The following is a 16,859-nucleotide window of genomic DNA, read 5'->3' on the forward strand; positions in this document are numbered from 1 at the left end:
GCGTCACGCTCCTGCGAGAGATGAGAAGGGAGAGCCGGGCAGCGCGGGCATGCGCGCCGGCGTGCCAGCGGCAGCAAGGGTGAGCGCACGCACCACGATGCGCTGCGCGAGCTCGATCTTGTAGGCGTTGTCGCCGGAGGGTTTTGCGCCCGCGAGCGCGGCGCGGGCCGCCTCGCGGTAGGCGGCCGCATCGGGCGCGCGGTCCGCGAGCAGCTGCTCGGCCTCGCGCGACCGCCACGGCTTGGCCGCGATGCCGCCGAGCGCAAGCCGGGCCTCGCGGATCTTGCCGTCCTCGATCCGCAAATTGGCTGCGGCGGAGACCACGGCGAACGCATAGGACGTACGCTCGCGGACCTTGATGTAGCGCGCATGCGCGGCAAACGGCTTCGCCGCGGCCGGCAGCCGCATCGCAACGATCAGATCGCCGCGCTCCAGCTCGGTCTCGCGCTCCGGCGCCGCGCCGGGCAGGCGATGCAGCGCCTCGAGCGGCAATTCGCGCCGGCCGCCTTTGCCCTCGATCTCGACCGTCGCGTCGAGCGCCACCAGCGGCACGCAAAAATCCGACGGATGGGTCGCGATGCAGCCCTCGCTCCAGCCGAGCACCGCGTGCAACCGGTTCTCGCCGTGCAGCGCATCACAACCGGCACCGGGCCAGCGCTTGTTGCAGGCGCTGCCGGCATCATAGAAATAGGCGCAACGCGTCCGCTGCATCAGATTGCCGCCGACCGTGGCCGCGTTGCGCAGCTGCGCGGAGGCACCCGAGAGCAATGCCTCGGCGATTGCGGGATAATTGCGTGCGAACTCGGCGTCATGCGCGAGATCGGCGTTGCGCACCAGCGCGCCGATCCGCAACGAGCCGTCGGCGAGATGCTCGATGCGATCGAGCCCGGGCAGACGCGTGACGTCGACCAGACGACTCGGCCGGCTGACGCCGCCCTTCATCAAATCGAGCAGATTGGTGCCGGAGGCGAGATAGGCCGCGCCCGTCTCGCTTGCCGCCGCGATCGCATCCGTGACATTGGCCGGCCGGACATAATCGAAATTCATCATGCGGAGCGCCTCTGTTTTGCGTGGGTCGTGTCGGCGGTCATGTTTGTCTGCGCTTCGAGCACGGCCTCGGTGATCCCGGCATAGGCGCCGCAACGGCAGAGATTGCCGCTCATGCATTCGCGCACCCGCTCCGGATCGGAGCCCGCCTGCCCCTCCCGGATCAGGCCGATGCCGCTCATGATCTGGCCCGGCGTGCAGAAACCGCACTGGAAGCCGTCATGGGCGATGAAGGCGGCCTGCACCGGATGCAGCTCGTTGCCAGCAGCGATGCCCTCGATGGTCAATATCTCGGCGCCGTCATGGCTGACGGCGAGCGCGAGGCAGGAATTGATGCGGCGTCCGTCGACCAGGACGGTGCAGGCGCCGCACTGGCCGCGATCGCAGCCCTTCTTGGTGCCGGTGAGATCGAGCCGCTCGCGCAAGAGGTCGAGCAGCGTGACGCGGGGATCGTCGAGGGCGATCTCCCGGCTGATACCGTTGATGGTGAGCGTGATTGGAAGATTCATGCAGGGCTCCGATCCGTGTATGGTCGGGTTGAATCGAGGCAAAGCGCGCCCGTGGCCCGCCGACGGAGGTTCGGCGCGCCTTGTCAGGCCGGATGCTGGTCGCCATATACGGAGGCCACCTCCGTTTACAAGGGAGGGTGAAAAGAAAAAGCAATGGCCGGTCGATCAACTGAAATTGTCCGCAAGCCGCGCGCGGATGCGGTGCGCAACCGCGAGCGCGTGCTGGAATCCGCCAAGTCGGTGTTCTCGGCGGGCGGCAGCGAGGCGAGCCTGGAAGCGGTGGCGCGCCATGCCGGCGTCGGCATCGGCACGCTCTATCGCCACTTCCCGACCCGCGAGGCGCTGTATGAGGCGGTCTATCGCCGCGAGGTCGAGCAGCTTGGCGACCTTGCCGAGCAACTGCAATGCGCCCCCGAGCCGGTCGAGGCGCTGAGGCGCTGGCTGCGCGCCAATGTCGAATTCGTCGCCACCAAGAAGGGCATGGTGGCAGCACTTGCGCTGGTCGCGCACGGCCCGAGCGAATTGCATGCCTATTCGTTCGACCGGCTGACCAAGGCGATCGGCACCCTGCTGGCGCGCGCGGTCGCCGCCGGCGCGATTCGCGATGACATCAGCGCCGAGGACGTGCTGCGCGCGTTGATCGGCATGTGCTACATGCACGACCAGCCCGGCTGGCAGGCGACCGCGCTGCGGCTGCTGGATGTGTTCGTGGACGGGCTCAGGGTGCAGCCTTCAGCCGACGGCCCGGCCGCCAAGTCCCACCAGACCAAGCGCAAGACGCGATAGCCATGCGACGAGGGCCCTCGCCTGAAGCTGACCGACGCTGGCGAATCGAAGAGCAACGTTGCCGGCGCAAGTTCACCACAGCGGCATCGTTGATCGCAGCAGGACTCGTGCTCACATGGATTTCGGCATACTTCGGCCTGCGTCCGCTTGCGATCCTCTGTACGATTGCGGTTTTCGGAGCCATGGCCTGGACGATCGTTCTGATCGTCCGGCGCCGACGCGCATTCTACGCGATCATGGCCGACGACGGGCTGTCGAAGCGAGAGGCCGCCTACGAAGACCTTCGCAGCCACGGAGGTTGAGGGGTCGCAGCCAGCCGGATGCGCGTTCGTGCGGCCCGTTGCCTCATCCGGGCGACTACGGGCGACCCCCGTCAATGTTCAAAAGTGAACCGACGGCATGATCTGCACTCCGGTAGACCACCGGCATTGCCAAGTCTTGGAAATACTAGCTCTCGGAAATACTAACGATCAGCCCGGCCATCGTGCCGGGCTTTTGTCGTCGTTGCCTGTCCTGACCGCGGGTTAGTCGGGGGCTGTTGCTGTTCGGCAGGTTCGACGTGCTGGCGCCGGATTGCCGACCGCCATGCAGGGCGCGTTCGACATCGCCGAACGCCAAATGAGCCGATAGTCGCGAATGTTGCATCATTAGACCTTCTTCAAGCCAACGACACGCTTGATGTTGCCCGAAACCTCACATGGCTGCCTGGCAGTAGAACGAAGGTCGAATGGCCGCTCCGCCGTTTCCATTCGCGCGACGGGCTCAACAATGATTATCCTCGCAGGAAACCGGTAGACACGAAGCATTGCTTCGCGATCCACCAACAGGTCATGGCGAGGAAACCGCGCGTTCGCGCTCGAGCTTTCGAGGACGACTCCCGACGTTCGGGAAAAGATGCGCCTGCCGTTCATTTGGACCACAGAAATGAACGAGAGCATCTCATCTCCCTTCGTCCGCTACCCGATCGGCACCTCGCTGCTGATGGCCGGCATCCTGTTCGTCGGCATGGTCGCATATCCGCTGCTGCCGGTCGCGCCGCTGCCCCAAGTCGATTTTCCGACCATCCAGATATCCGCAAGCCTGCCCGGCGCCAGCCCCGAAACCATGGCCTCCTCGGTCGCGCAACCGCTGGAGCGGCAGTTCGCGCAGATTCCCGGGATCGCGCAAATGACCTCGACGAGCTCGCTCGGCTCGACCTCGGTCACCATCCAGTTCGATCTGAACCGCAACATCGACGGCGCTGCCAACGATATCCAGGCGGCGATCAACGCGGCGAGCGGCCAGTTGCCCAAGAACCTGCCGTCACCGCCGACCTATCGCAAGGTCAACCCGGCGGACTCGCCCATCCTGCTGTTGTCGGCGACCTCGGACACGCTGCCCCTGATCAGGGTGAGTGACGCGGTCGACGCCCAGCTCGGGCAGCAGATCAGCCAGATTTCAGGCGTCGCCCAGGTGTTCATCGGCGGGCAGCAGAAGCCCGCGATCCGCGTCCAGATCGATCCCGCCAAGCTGGTGGCCAAGGGGCTGTCGCTGGAAGACGTCCGCAGCCAGATCGCGATCACGACGGTCGACAGTCCGAAGGGCAATATCGACGGCGCGAGGCGCGCTTACACGATCTACGCCAACGATCAACTGCTCGATGCCAAGGACTGGAACGACGTCATCATCGCCTACCGCAACGGCGGCCCGTTGCGGATTCGCGACATCGGGCAAGCCGTCGCCGGGCCGGAAGACATGAAGCAGGCTGCCTGGGCCGACGGCAAACGCGGCGTGTTCCTCGTCATCTTCAAGCAGCCGGGCGCCAACGTCATCGGAACGGTCGACAGGATCAAGGCGCAACTTCCGAGACTGATCGCGGCGATCCCGCCGGCCGTCAAGATCAAGATCATCAGCGACCGGACATTGACCATCCGCGCCGCGGTCGAAGACGTGCAGATCACGCTGCTCATCACCATCGTCCTGGTCGTCATGGTGATCTTCATCTTCCTGCGCAGCTTCTGGGCCACGGTCATTCCCGCAATAACGGTTCCGCTCGCGCTGCTCGGCGCCTGCGCGCTGATGTGGGTGTTCGGCTATACGCTCGACAACCTTTCGCTGATGGCGCTGACGATTGCGGTCGGCTTCGTGGTCGACGACGCCATCGTCATGCTGGAAAACATCACGCGCTATGTCGAGCAGGGCGCGAAGCCGTTCGCCGCGGCGCTGCAAGGCGCCGGCGAAATCGGGTTCACCATCCTGTCGATCAGCATCTCGCTGGTCGCGGTGCTGATCCCGCTGCTGCTGATGGGCGGCGTCATCGGCCGGCTGTTCCGCGAGTTCGCGGTGACGCTCGCGATGGCGATCTTCGTATCCCTCGTGGTGTCGCTGACCCTGACGCCGATGATGGCATCGCGCTTCCTGCGCGCGCATGGCGAAACCAGGCACGGCCGGCTCTACCAATGGAGCGAGCGGGCGTTCGACCGGTTGTTGCAGGCCTATCAGCGGGGATTGGACCTGGCGCTGAGCTGGAGCCGAACGACGCTCTGCATCTTCTTCGCGACGGTGGCACTGTCGATCTATCTGTTCGTGATCATTCCCAAGGGATTCTTCCCGCAACAGGACAACGGCTTCCTGAACGCGGTGTCGGAAACCGCCCAGGATATCTCGTTTGCCGACATGAAGCGGCATCAGGAAGAGCTCAACCAAATCGTGCAGGCCGATCCCGCCGTCGACAGCATGGCGGTATTCATCGGCGGCGGCGGCACGGCGCTGAACTCGGGCCGCATGTACATCACGCTGAAGCCGCGCGAAGAGCGTGACGTCGACGCGCAGCAGATCATTGCGCGGCTGCGGCCGAAGCTCGAGAAGGTCGAGGGCGCACGCCTCTACATGCAAGCCTCGCAGGATGTCCGGCTCGGCGGCCGCGCCACCCGGACGCAGTTCGAATACACGCTGCAGGATGCCAATCTCGACGAGCTGAACCAATGGGCGCCGAAGATTCTGGCGAAGATGAAGACGCTGCCCGAATTGCGCGACGTCGCCACCGACCAGCAGACCGAGGGCACGACGCTGACGGTGACGATCGATCGCGACACCGCGTCGCGCTACGGCATCCAGCCGCAACTGATCGACGACACGCTGTACGACGCGTTCGGCCAGCGCCAGGTCACCCAGTATTTCACCCAGCTCAACAGCTATCACGTGATCCTGGAGATACTCCCGGAGTTGCAGGGCAACCTCGATACCCTCAACAGGCTGTACATCAAGTCGCCGACCACGGGCGACGAGGTGCCGTTGTCGGTGTTCTGCAAATGGACGACGGTGCCGGTGCGCCCGCTGGCGATCGCCCACCAGGGGCAGTTTCCCGCGACCACGATCAGCTTCAACCTCGCCCAGGGCACGGCGCTCGGCCAGGCCACCGACGCCATCCAGCAGGCCGTCACCAACATCGGCGCGCCGGGCACGCTCAGCTCGAGCTTCCAGGGCACCGCGCAGGCGTTCCAGCAATCGCTCAGCACGGTGCCGCTATTGATCCTGGCCGCGCTGGTCGTGGTCTATCTGATCCTCGGCGTGCTCTACGAGAGCTACATCCATCCGCTCACCATCCTGTCGACACTGCCGTCGGCCGGCGTCGGCGCGCTGGCGATCCTGATGGCGTTCGGGTTCGATTTCTCGCTGATCGCGCTGATCGGCATCATTCTGCTGATCGGCATCGTGAAGAAGAACGGCATCATGATGGTCGACTTCGCGATCGCGGCCGAGCGCGAGGAACATCTGTCACCGCGCGAATCGATCCGGAAGGCGGCCCTGTTGCGTTTCCGCCCGATCATGATGACGACGATGGCGGCGCTGCTCGGCGGCGTTCCCTTGATGCTGGGCACCGGCACCGGATCGGAAATCCGCCAGCCGCTCGGCTATGCGATGGTCGGCGGGCTGATCGTGAGCCAGGCGCTGACATTGTTCACGACGCCGGTGGTCTATCTCTATCTCGACCGGTTCTCGAACGCGCTTTCGGGTTGGGCCGCGAAGCGGCGCGACGATGCCGAACGACCTGCGCCGCCGCCGGAGATCAGGAACGCCGCCGAATAGCCATTCGCGGACGACGATCGCTACCCGAACCGGTGATCGTAACGGGTGATCGACAAGTCGCTGGTGTCGACCTCGGGCGCCTTGCCCGAAAGCATGTCGGCCAGCACCCGGCCCGAGCCGCACGCCATGGTCCAGCCGAGCGTGCCGTGGCCGGTGTTGAGATGCAGATTCGCATAGCGCGTCTTGCCGATCACCGGCGGGCCATCGGGCGTCATCGGGCGCAGGCCGCACCAGAAGGTGGCCTTGGGAAGATCGCCACCGCGCGGAAACAGGTCGGTGAGCGAATGATCCAGCGTCGCGCGCCGTGCGTCGTAGAGCTTGGTCGAATAGCCCGAGATCTCCGCAGTGCCGCCGACGCGGATGCGATCGCCGAGCCGCGTGATCGCGACCTTGTAGCTCTCGTCCATCACGGTGGATTCCGGTGCGCCTGACGCATCCTTGATCGGCACCGTGATCGAGTAGCCCTTCACCGGATAGACCGGCAGCGAGATGCCGAGCGGCCGCACCAGGTGCGGCGAGTAGCTGCCGAGCGCGACGACATAGGCATCAGCTGTCATCACGCCGGCGCTGGTCGCAACACCGGTGATACGGGTGGTGTCCGCGTTCAGTCCCTGAATGCCGACGTTAAACTTGAACTTCACGCCGATCTTCTCGGCCTCCAACGCCAGCGCCTGGGTGAACATATGGCAGTCGCCGGTTTCGTCCTGCGGCAGACGGAGCCCGCCGGCGAATTTCTCCTTCACCTGCGCCAGCGCCGGCTCCGCGGCAATGCAGCCGTCGCGATCGAGCACCTCGTAGGGCACGCCATATTGCTTGAGCACGGCGATGTCCTCGCCGGTGCCGTCGAGCTGGGCCTGATAGCGGAACAGCTGCAAGGTACCGCGGTCACGCTCATCATACGTGATGCCGATCTCGGCGCGCAGCGCCCGCAGGCAGTCGCGGCTGTATTCGGCGATAGGGATCATCCGGCTCTTGTTGACGGCGTAGCGCGCCGAGGTGCAGTTGCGCAGCATCTTGAAGAGCCACCACCACATCACGGGATCCGGCTTCGGCCGGATCACCAGCGGGCCGTGCTTCATCAACAGCCACTTCACCGCCTTCACCGGCACGCCGGGGCCGGCCCAGGGCGAGGAATAGCCGGGCGAGACTTCGCCGGCATTGGCAAAGGAGGTTTCGAGCGCGGGCTTGGCCTGGCGGTCGATCACCGTGACCTCATGGCCGGCGCGCGCGAGATAATAGGCCGAGGTGACGCCGATCACGCCACTGCCGAGAACAAGGACCTTCACTTTTCCTCACATCCTGCAGCGACAAAACAGATCGCCGCTGCGAAACCACCCTGCTTCGCAGCGGCGACAGCAATGTGTAAGAGCCAGCAAGTTTCAAGCCAAAAGCCCCGTTCCGATGGAACGGGGCTTTGATTTTCTTTTGACGCGTTTTCTCGACGCGAACCGGTACCCACTTCGCTCGAAAACGGGACGCTTGTCAGGCCACGCGCTTGATCGCATCACCCAGGATCGAGACCATGTCGTCGATGTGCTTCTTCTCGACGATCAAGGGCGGCGACACTGCGAGCGAGTCGCCGCTCATGCGCAGGTAGAGCCCGCTGTTGAAGCAATCGACCATGAGGTCGTAGCCGCGTGCGCCGACTGCGCCGTCGCGCGGCGAGACCTCGATCGCACCCATCAGGCCGAGATTGCGGATGTCGACGACATGCGGCAGGCCCTTCAGCGAATGCAGGCCGTCGCGGAAGTAACCGGCGAGCTCGGCGCCGCGGGTCAGGAGGCCTTCGTCCTTGTAGATGTCGAGCGTGGCGAGGCCGGCCGCGCAGGCCACCGGATGGGCCGAATAGGTGTAGCCGTGGAACAGCTCCATGGCGTTGTCCGGGCCGACCATCAGCCCGTCATAGATCTCGCGCTTCGCGAACACCGCGCCGCAGGGCACGCTGCCATTGGTGATGCCCTTGGCGGTGGTCATCATGTCCGGCGTCACGCCGAAGAAGTTGGCAGCGAACGGCGTCCCGAGACGGCCGAAGCCGGTGATGACCTCGTCCATGATCAGCAAGATGCCGTGCTTGGTGCAGAGCTCGCGCAGCCGCTGCAGATAACCCTTCGGCGGCGGCAGCACCGCGGTCGAACCCGGCACCGGCTCGACGATCACGGCGGCGATGGTGTCGGCGCCGTGCAGCGCCACCATCCGCTCGACATCGTCGGCGAGCTCGGCGCCATGGTCCGGCTGGTCCTTGGCGAAGGCGTTGCGGGCGAGATCGTGGGTGTGGCGGATGTGATCGACACCCGGCAGATGGGTCGCGAACTGGCGGCGGTTGGCGACCATGCCGCCGACCGACATGCCGCCGAAGCCGACGCCGTGATAGCCGCGCTCGCGGCCGATCAGCCGGGTGCGGGTCGCCTGGCCGTTGGCGCGATGATAGGCCAGCGCGATCTTCAGCGCGGTGTCGACCGATTCAGAGCCGGAATTGGTGAAGAAGATGCGGTCCATCCCCTTCGGCGCGATCTCGGCGAGCCGTTCGGCGAAATCGAACGCCAGCGGGTGGCCCATGTTGAAGGACGGTGCGAAATCCAGCGTCGAGAGCTGCCGCTCGACCGCGGCCGCGATCTGCGGACGGCCGTGGCCGGCATTGACGCACCACAGGCCGGCGGAGCCGTCGATCACCTGACGGCCGTCGACCGAGGTGTAGTACATGCCCTTCGCGGAGGAGAACAGCCGCGGCGCCTTCTTGAACTGGCGGTTGGCGGTAAACGGCATCCAGAGCGACTCGGTCTTGATGGTGTTCGGAATCTGATGAACGGTCACGGCGGCGCTCCAAGGCTGTGAGGGCTGGGTTGCCATACTCCGATCACGCTTCACACCACGCAACAAGTCCTTTTCTGCCCCATCACAAGCCATTGATCTGATTGGAGCGGTCTGGCAGGATTTGTTCGATCCGCAACACCTGCAACAGGGATTTGAAATGAGCGTCGATATCGGCGGACGGCTGCGATTCATCCGCGCGCGCGCAAAACTGTCGCAGCGCGAACTCGCCAAGCGTTCCGGGGTGACCAACTCGACGATCTCGCTGATCGAATCCAATCAGATGAACCCGTCGGTCGGCGCGCTGAAGCGCATCCTCGACGGCATCCCGATGGGGCTGGCGGAATTCTTCGCGATCGAGCCGGAGCGGCCGCGCAAGGCGTTCTACCGCGCCGAGGAGCTGACCGAGATCGGCAAGAAACCGATCTCCTACCGCCAGGTCGGTGACAATCTGTTCGGCCGGAGCTTGCAGATCCTGATGGAGCGCTATGAACCCGGCAGCGACACCGGACGGGTGCCGCTGCAGCATGAGGGCGAGGAAGGCGGCATCGTGGTGAGCGGCCGGCTCGAGGTCACCGTCGACGACGAGCGGCGGGTGCTCAACGCCGGCGACGCCTATTACTTCGAAAGCCGACGCCCGCACCGCTTCCGCTGCATCGGCGCCAAGCCCTGCGAGGTGATCTCAGCCTGCACGCCGCCGTCATTTTGAACCGGGCGCGATCAGGATCGAACCTGGCGGCATTCCGATAGACAAATCTCAGGACTGCCCGGCTTCACCGTCCTGCGGAGCGCTTCTACATGTTCGGCCGAAACAGCCTGCTGTCGCGCCTGATCGTCGCGGCATTCGTGCTGTGCGTCGGCGGCGCTGCGCATGCGGAGAAGCGCGTCGCGCTGGTGGTCGGCAACTCCGCTTACCGGGACGCGCCGAACCTGCCGAACCCGGCCGCCGACGCCAAGCTGATGGCGGAGACGTTGACCTCGCTCGGCTTTTTCGTGGTCGGCGGCGGCGCGCTGGTCGATCTGACCAAGGGCGGCTTCGACGAGGCGCTGACCGCCTTCAGCCGCGAACTGGCCGGCGCCGACGTGGCGCTGTTCTATTATGCCGGTCACGGCGTCGAGACCCACGGCCTGAACTACCTGGTGCCGGTCGACGCCCATCCGGCCGATGAAGGCGACGTGTTCATGCAGGGCGTCGGCATGGCCGGCGTGCTCGCGCAGATGGAGAAATCCGGCGCCAAGATCAATCTCGTGCTGCTCGATGCCTGCCGCAACAACCCGTTTCGCGGCCACGGCGTGCGCTCGAAGACCGGCGGGCTGGCGCAGATGCAGGCGCCGCCCGGCACGCTGATCTCGTTTTCGACCCAGCCGCGCAGCGTCGCGCTCGACGGCCATCACGGTCACAGTCCCTATACCCGCGCGGTTGCCGCCATCATCCGGCATCAGGGCTACGGCCTGTTCCGGACCTTCAACGAGATCGGGCTCGCGGTCGAACGGGAAACCCACGGCCGGCAATTGCCATGGCTCGCCTCCTCGCCGATCGCAGCCAGGTTCTACTTCGCGGGCCAGTCGCCGGCGGCGGCCGAGCAAAGCCCGCGTCCGATCCGGAACTGAAAGCGGCCACCTCGGCTTCGTGACTTGTGCCGGAAACCGGATCGGGTTGTGATCCGTAACAGCAGATATCCGACACGGAGCCCCGCATGCGCGCGCTTCTCCTCATTGCCGCCGTTCTGCTTGCCCTCGCCTCGTCAGCCAAGGCGGACGACGTCACCGCCGCACAGGACGTGATCCGGGCGCAGGAGCAGGCGCTGAGCCACGACGATGCGGCAGCCGCCTATTCCTATGCAGCGCCCGCGATCCGGCAGATGTTTCCGCAGGCCGATATCTTCATGTCGATGGTGCAGAGAGGCTACGCGCCGGTCTATCGTCACAAGAGCTTCGAGTTCGGCGAGGCGCGCAGCGAAGGCGACCGGATCGCGCAGCGCGTCCACATCATCGATGCCGATGGCGAGGCGTGGGAGGCGCTCTACACGCTTGAGCGGCAGTCCGACGGCAGCCTGAAGATCACCGGCTGCTCGCTGCTGAAGGCCGGTCAGTCGGTGTGAACCAGAGCATGATCCGGAAAAGTGTGAAGCGGTTTTCCGAAAAGATCATGCTCAAACAAAGAGCTAAAGCGCGATGACGATTCAACCCAATCTCATCGCGCTTTAGGCGGGGATTCTTATTTGAGCATGATCTTGTCCGGAAAACCGCTTCGCACTTTTCCGGATCATGCCAGCGCCACCCGCTGCCGGGCGCGCATCAACAGCAGCAGCACGATGCTGACATTGAGCAGGTTCCAGGCCAGTCCATTGACGAAGGCGGCGGCGTAGGATCCGCTGGCGTCGAAGATCACGCCTGAGATCCAGCCGCCAAAGGACATGCCGAACACCGACGCGAAGATCACGATGCCGATCCGGGTCGCGGCTTCCGACGCCGGCATCGCTTCGCGCACGATGATCGCATAGCTCGGCACGATGCCGCCTTGGAACAGGCCGAACATCGCCGAGATGATGTAGAGCGAGGTCAGGCTGTCGAAGAACAGATAGAACAACAGCGCCGAGCCTTGCGCGATCGAGCCGATCAGGAGCGTGCGCAAGCCTCCGATCCGGTCGGCCAGGAAGCCCGAGCCGATCCGGCTGATGATGCCGAAGCCGAGCATCAGCGACAGCATCTCGGCGCCGCGCGCCACGCCATAGCCGAGGTCGCCGCAATAAGCCACGATATGGACCTGCGGCATCGACATCGCCACGCAGCAGGAGATCGACGCCAGCGCCAGGATCGCGGTCAGCGCATTGGTCGAGAGTCGCAGATCGACCCGTGGTGCCGCCGCGTTGGCGTGGCTGCGGCGGGTCGCCGCCCCCATCAACAGCCGCAACACCACGAGCGCGAGCGCCATCGCGACCGCGGTGAAGATGCCGATCGCGACATGGGTGGTGCGCCAGCCGACGCTTTGCATGCCGAAATTGACCAGCGGCGGCCACACCGTGCCGCCGACGTAATTGCCGCTGGCAGCGATCGCGACCGCAAGCCCGCGGTAACGGTCGAACCAGTGCGAGGCCTCCGCCATCAGCGGGCCGAAGGTCGCCGCCGATGACAGACCGATCGCGAAATGCAAGAAAATGAACGCCCAGATCGACGGCGCATTGCCGGCGGCGACATAGCCGAGCCCGAGAATGCCGATGCCGGCACCGATCGCCGCGACGATGCCGTAGCGGTCGCTGATCTTGCCGGTGATGACCTGGCCGATGCCGAAGCCGAGCATCACCATGGTGAAGGCGAGCGACGCCGTACCGCGGGTCGCGCCGAAATCTGCCTGCACGACCGGCAACGCCACCACCACCGACCACATGCCGACGCTGCCGAGCGAGCCGATCACCACGGCGATGGCAAGCCGCAGCCATGCCCGGCGCGAGTCGGGGATGAACATTGCGGGTTCGGAGGAAAATTGAGAAGAAATTGCCACGGCGGCCGGAACTTCGTCGGCATTTGCCTTGAGGTCAAGCCACAATGCCGAGAGATTAGGCATGCACGAGCAAGGGGAGCTGCCAGCTGCCGCCATCGCGCCTTGTGGCCAAATCAATTGGCGTAGTTCGGGTCCTGATGCTGGAACGGGCCGCACTTCGCGTTGCGGGCGAACCGCTGATCGAAATCGACCATACCACCACCGACCGGAATCTTTGTCGACGGCAGGCCGCGTGTGTACTGGTTGACGGTGACGAACTTCTTGTCCGCGCTCATCGTGATCCGCACCGGCTCGAGCGACTTGCCCTTGTTGATGTCGGACAGATCGAGCGTGTAGTAGCCGTTCACCGTCCGGCCGGCGGCCATGCCCTGATCGGAGTAGATCACCGCATCGGGAAGGTAGAGCTCGATCGGGACGCCCTCTGCGTTGCAGACCAGCATGCGGACCAGCCAGGCCCGGTCGTCCGGCAGCGAAGCGGCCGAGGCGGGTGCGGACGATACCGCCGCTATCGCGGCAAGTCCGATCGCGGCCGCACGCCCTCCCTTGTTCGACATGATCTGCTCCGAGGATTCCGTTGCTCGCGTTCGTCGGACGGCGGCTTGCGAAAGTTCAGCGTCCCGGCCCGGAAATCGTCAGTGCCTTGCCGGAATTAACCCTTTGCTAACCATACACCGGGCAAAAATTGCCCAGTGAAGTCGAGTGTCGTCGAACGCGTATAGCGGGTGGAGATCCCCGTGGACGCCAGCGCGGTGCCTCACTTTCGGAACGGCGGCCCCTCGGCCGTCGCGCAGACGCTTGGCGGCCGCGGCCGCCAGTCGCGAGGGAGAGCGGCAACCATGGTCGACATCACGGCGGGTCAGGGTACGGCGGGCAAAGGCGGCTTCCCGAGCCTGAGCGAGATCAGCGACATCATCAAGCGCGGCGACCTCGCGCTGGCGATCGGCGTCATGACCATCCTGGTCGTGCTGATCCTGCCGCTGCCGTCGATCGTGCTCGACCTGTTCCTGGCGGTCTCGATCACGCTCTCGATCCTGATCCTGATGACCTCGCTGTTCATCCAGGCGCCGCTGGAATTCTCGTCGTTCCCGACCATCCTGCTGATCTCGACCATGATGCGGCTGTCGCTGAACATGGCCTCGACCCGGCTGATCCTCTCCCACGGCCACGAGGGCACCGCGGCGGCCGGCCACGTCATCGAAGCCTTCGGCAACTTCGTTATGGGCGGCAACTTCGTGATCGGCATCATCGTGTTCGCGATCCTGGTGATCGTGAACTTCGTGGTCATCACCAAGGGTTCGGGCCGCATCGCCGAGGTCGCGGCGCGCTTCCAATTGGACTCGATGCCCGGCAAGCAGATGGCGATCGACGCCGACCTCTCCGCCGGCCTGATCGACGAGAAGGCCGCCCGCGAGCGCCGCAAGGCGCTGGAGGACGAAAGCGGCTTCTTCGGCGCCATGGACGGTGCCTCGAAGTTCGTCCGCGGCGACGCCATCGCAGGCCTTCTGATCGTCGCCATCAACGTGGTCGGCGGCATCATCATCGGCGTCGCCCAGCAGGGACTCGGTTTCGCCGAGGCCGCCCGCTCCTACACCGTGCTGACCGTCGGCGACGGCCTCGTCACCCAGGTGCCGGCGCTGATCGTCTCGACCGCGGCGGGCCTCCTGGTCTCCAAGGCCGGCATCACCGGCGCCGCGGACAAGGCGCTGATGAACCAGCTCTCCGGTTATCCGCAGGCGCTCGGCATGTCGGCCGGTGTCATGCTGATCCTGTCGCTGCTGCCGGGCATTCCGACCGTGCCGTTCCTGGCGCTCGGCTCCGGCGCCGCGGCGCTGGCCTGGAGCGCGCGCAAGCGCAAGAAGGTGGCGAAGGCCGCCGAAGCCGCTGCCGCGGCCGCCCCGGCTGCGGCCGCCGCCGCGGCTGCAGCGGAAGAGCCGATCGCTGCCGCGCTGAAGATCGACGACCTCAAGATCGAGCTCGGCTATGCGCTGTTGCCGCTGGTCAACGGCCCCGACGGCACCGACCGCCTCACCGAGCAGATCAAGGCGCTGCGCCGCTCGCTCGCCATCGAGATGGGCTTCGTGATGCCGGCGGTGCGCATCCTCGACAACGTCCAGCTTGAGGCCAACAGCTACGCCATCAAGATCAAGGAAGTCGACGCCGGATCGGGCAAGATCTGGCCGAGCCAGTTCATGGTCATGGACCCCGCCGGCAACCAGGTGCACCTGCCCGGCGTCCACACCATCGAGCCGACCTTCGGGCTGCCCGCAACCTGGGTCGATGCCGGCCTGAAGGAAGAGGCCGCGCTGAAGGGTTACACCGTGGTCGACGCCGCCACCGTGCTGTCGACCCACCTGACCGAGCTGCTCAAGACCAACATGTCGGACCTGTTGTCCTATGGCGAGGTGCAGAAGCTGATCAAGGACCTGCCGAAGGAGCAGGGCGAACTGATCAAGGACATCGTGCCGAGCCTGGTCACGGTGTCGGGCATCCAGCGCGTCCTCCAATTGCTGCTTGCCGAGCGCATCTCGATCCGCGACCTCTCGACCATCCTCGAGGGCATCGCCGACGCGCTGGCGTTCTCGCGCAACCCGGCCACCATGGTCGAGCACGTCCGCGCCCGGCTGGCGCGGCAGATCTGCGCCCAAAACACCTCGCCGAACGGCTACCTGCCGCTGATCGCCTTGTCGGCGCGCTGGGAGCAGGCCTTCGCCGAGTCGATCGTCGGCCAGGGCGACGACCGCAGCCTCGCGATGCAGCCCTCGAAACTGTCCGAGTTCATGACCGCCGTGCGCAACGCCTTCGAGCAGGCGGCGCGCGAAGGCGAAGCGCCGGTGCTGGTGACCTCGGCGGCGATCCGGCCCTTCGTCCGCTCGCTGGTGGAACGGTTCCGCTCGCAGACCACCGTGCTGTCGCAAGCCGAAATCCACCCCCGCGCCCGGCTGAAGACAGTCGGCAGCGTCTGAGAAAGTGCAAATCAGCCCGCGGCTTGGGCAGTGTTTTTGCGTCACAGGCAACTGATTTGTGTGGAACCGCCCAAAACGGCCCTATTCGCAGCGCAGCGATGTGGCTGAAATTCAACATGTTGATATTACATGGAATTAACCTGAGATGGGCGCCTCAGGAGGGCGCTTTTGATCGCGGCCGATCACGTCTGATCACTGCCTTGTGATAGCCCCTTGGGAACGGAATCGGCGAATCCTACGTTAGCGGGGCGAGACAGGTTGAACCGGCCGGCAGAACCGATCGACCAATCTGTGAGACGAACGGGAAGGCGGCAGGAGACTTCCATGAACCACTCGATCTACAGCGCAGATCGTACGACGCATCTGAAGATCGTCGTGGTTGCATTGGTCGCCGGCATCATGGTCGCCGGTTTCGGCATCACGATGCATAACCCGTCGGATGAAGGTTACACCCAGACGGCGCGTGTGATGAAGGCCGGCAAGCCGGTCGCGATCACGAGCTCGAGCAACTCGCTGGTCCGTTGATGGGCAGGCTCGCTAACAGGAGAGTTTCACGGAATTCACGTAGTCTCTTTACAGCCCCCCAAAGTCGCTACGTGGATATTTAAGACCCCCAACTACCCCCAAGTTGACTGCGAAAACGCCCGCTCCCCACGGGCGTTTTCTTTTTTGTGTGGATGGGCCGGCCGTCACGGCTGAAGCAGATTGTCGACGCAGCGCCGCAGCAATTTCGACAGCAGTTCAATGTCCGCTTGATCCAGTGATTTGGTCATGCGCGTCTCGATCCCGACAACGGCGGCGCGCGCCCGTCCGAGCACGTTGCGCCCGCTGCGGGTCAATTCGCCGCGCAGGATTCGGCCGTGGCGCGGATCGGCGCTCCGCGTCAGCAAGCCGTCACGCTCGAGATTGGCGACGAGGCCCTGCATCGACTGAGCCGTCACGAAGGCGGCGCGCGCCAGCGCAGCGTTCGAGATGCCCGGATCCAGATCGACCGCAACGAGCACGGCGAATTGCGGCGCCGTAATTCCGAACGGCCGGATCGCATCGTCGATCTGAACCCTCAGCGCATGCTGCACGAGTTTGATCAGGTAACCGAGGGCGCCGGAAACCGGCGCCGGCATCGCATCCGAACTTGACATATAAAGAGCCTGATACTTAATATAAGGAGGCTGATAT

Annotated in this window: 14 protein-coding genes; 7 read left to right on the plus strand and 7 right to left on the minus strand. The window is 64.9% G+C overall.

Going from position 1 to position 16,859, the window contains the following annotated elements; translation table 11 throughout:
• Window positions 1-3: 3 nt before the first annotated feature.
• Together IC762_RS27860 and IC762_RS27865 are read right to left on the minus strand one after the other, a co-directional pair.
• Complete coding sequence (locus IC762_RS27860) at window positions 4-1,050, minus strand: FAD binding domain-containing protein (protein WP_195785373.1); 1,047 nt, start codon at window positions 1,048-1,050, stop codon at window positions 4-6.
• Window positions 1,047-1,556 carry a (2Fe-2S)-binding protein gene (locus tag IC762_RS27865; RefSeq protein WP_195785374.1) on the minus strand — a complete coding sequence of 170 codons (510 nt, stop codon included), beginning with the start codon at window positions 1,554-1,556 and terminating at the stop codon, window positions 1,047-1,049. Before IC762_RS27865 ends, IC762_RS27860 begins: the two co-directional genes overlap by 4 nt.
• A 153-nt stretch (window positions 1,557-1,709) precedes the next feature.
• Between IC762_RS27865 and IC762_RS27870 the strand changes: the two genes are divergently transcribed.
• Window positions 1,710-2,342, plus strand: a complete 633-nt coding sequence (locus IC762_RS27870; RefSeq protein ID WP_195785375.1) for a TetR/AcrR family transcriptional regulator — start codon at window positions 1,710-1,712, stop codon at window positions 2,340-2,342.
• Window positions 2,343-3,266: 924 nt separating this feature from the next.
• The gene (locus IC762_RS27875) at window positions 3,267-6,410 is read left to right on the plus strand and encodes a multidrug efflux RND transporter permease subunit (RefSeq protein ID WP_195785376.1); all 3,144 of its coding nucleotides are present in this window, start codon (window positions 3,267-3,269) and stop codon (window positions 6,408-6,410) included.
• Window positions 6,411-6,430: 20 nt separating this feature from the next.
• On the opposite strand, the gene IC762_RS27880 is transcribed toward IC762_RS27875, so the two are convergent.
• Together IC762_RS27880 and IC762_RS27885 are read right to left on the minus strand one after the other, a co-directional pair.
• On the minus strand, window positions 6,431-7,696 hold the full coding sequence (locus IC762_RS27880) for a D-amino acid dehydrogenase (RefSeq protein WP_195785377.1): 1,266 nt from the start codon (window positions 7,694-7,696) through the stop codon (window positions 6,431-6,433).
• Window positions 7,697-7,892: 196 nt separating this feature from the next.
• Window positions 7,893-9,221 carry an aspartate aminotransferase family protein gene (locus IC762_RS27885; RefSeq protein ID WP_246801275.1) on the minus strand — a complete coding sequence of 443 codons (1,329 nt, stop codon included), beginning with the start codon at window positions 9,219-9,221 and terminating at the stop codon, window positions 7,893-7,895.
• 157 nt (window positions 9,222-9,378) lie between these two features.
• Between IC762_RS27885 and IC762_RS27890 the strand changes: the two genes are divergently transcribed.
• The 3 genes from IC762_RS27890 to IC762_RS27900 all read left to right on the plus strand — a co-directional run bounded on the left by IC762_RS27890 (window position 9,379) and on the right by IC762_RS27900 (window position 11,320).
• Window positions 9,379-9,927, plus strand: coding sequence for a cupin domain-containing protein (locus IC762_RS27890; RefSeq protein WP_195785379.1), 549 nt, complete (start codon window positions 9,379-9,381; stop codon window positions 9,925-9,927).
• 89 nt (window positions 9,928-10,016) lie between these two features.
• The gene (locus IC762_RS27895) at window positions 10,017-10,829 is read left to right on the plus strand and encodes a caspase family protein (RefSeq protein WP_195785380.1); all 813 of its coding nucleotides are present in this window, start codon (window positions 10,017-10,019) and stop codon (window positions 10,827-10,829) included.
• 86 nt (window positions 10,830-10,915) lie between these two features.
• Window positions 10,916-11,320 carry a DUF4864 domain-containing protein gene (locus IC762_RS27900; protein ID WP_195785381.1) on the plus strand — a complete coding sequence of 135 codons (405 nt, stop codon included), beginning with the start codon at window positions 10,916-10,918 and terminating at the stop codon, window positions 11,318-11,320.
• 164 nt (window positions 11,321-11,484) lie between these two features.
• Here IC762_RS27900 and IC762_RS27905 read toward each other — a convergent pair whose 3' ends face one another.
• Together IC762_RS27905 and IC762_RS27910 are read right to left on the minus strand one after the other, a co-directional pair.
• Window positions 11,485-12,684: an MFS transporter gene (locus IC762_RS27905; RefSeq protein ID WP_195785382.1), complete on the minus strand. Its 1,200-nt coding sequence runs from the start codon at window positions 12,682-12,684 to the stop codon at window positions 11,485-11,487.
• Between the two features lie 149 nt (window positions 12,685-12,833).
• On the minus strand, window positions 12,834-13,274 hold the full coding sequence (locus tag IC762_RS27910; protein ID WP_195785383.1) for a hypothetical protein: 441 nt from the start codon (window positions 13,272-13,274) through the stop codon (window positions 12,834-12,836).
• 282 nt (window positions 13,275-13,556) lie between these two features.
• Between IC762_RS27910 and flhA the strand changes: the two genes are divergently transcribed.
• Together flhA and IC762_RS27920 are read left to right on the plus strand one after the other, a co-directional pair.
• Window positions 13,557-15,683 carry a flagellar biosynthesis protein FlhA gene (flhA, locus tag IC762_RS27915; RefSeq protein ID WP_195785384.1) on the plus strand — a complete coding sequence of 709 codons (2,127 nt, stop codon included), beginning with the start codon at window positions 13,557-13,559 and terminating at the stop codon, window positions 15,681-15,683.
• Window positions 15,684-16,007: 324 nt separating this feature from the next.
• The gene (locus tag IC762_RS27920; RefSeq protein ID WP_195785385.1) at window positions 16,008-16,208 is read left to right on the plus strand and encodes a hypothetical protein; all 201 of its coding nucleotides are present in this window, start codon (window positions 16,008-16,010) and stop codon (window positions 16,206-16,208) included.
• 164 nt (window positions 16,209-16,372) lie between these two features.
• Here IC762_RS27920 and IC762_RS27925 read toward each other — a convergent pair whose 3' ends face one another.
• Window positions 16,373-16,822, minus strand: coding sequence for a MarR family winged helix-turn-helix transcriptional regulator (locus tag IC762_RS27925; protein WP_195785386.1), 450 nt, complete (start codon window positions 16,820-16,822; stop codon window positions 16,373-16,375).
• Window positions 16,823-16,859 lie beyond the last annotated feature (37 nt).

It is taken from the genome of Bradyrhizobium genosp. L, from assembly GCF_015624485.1.
Taxonomy (GTDB): domain Bacteria; phylum Pseudomonadota; class Alphaproteobacteria; order Rhizobiales; family Xanthobacteraceae; genus Bradyrhizobium.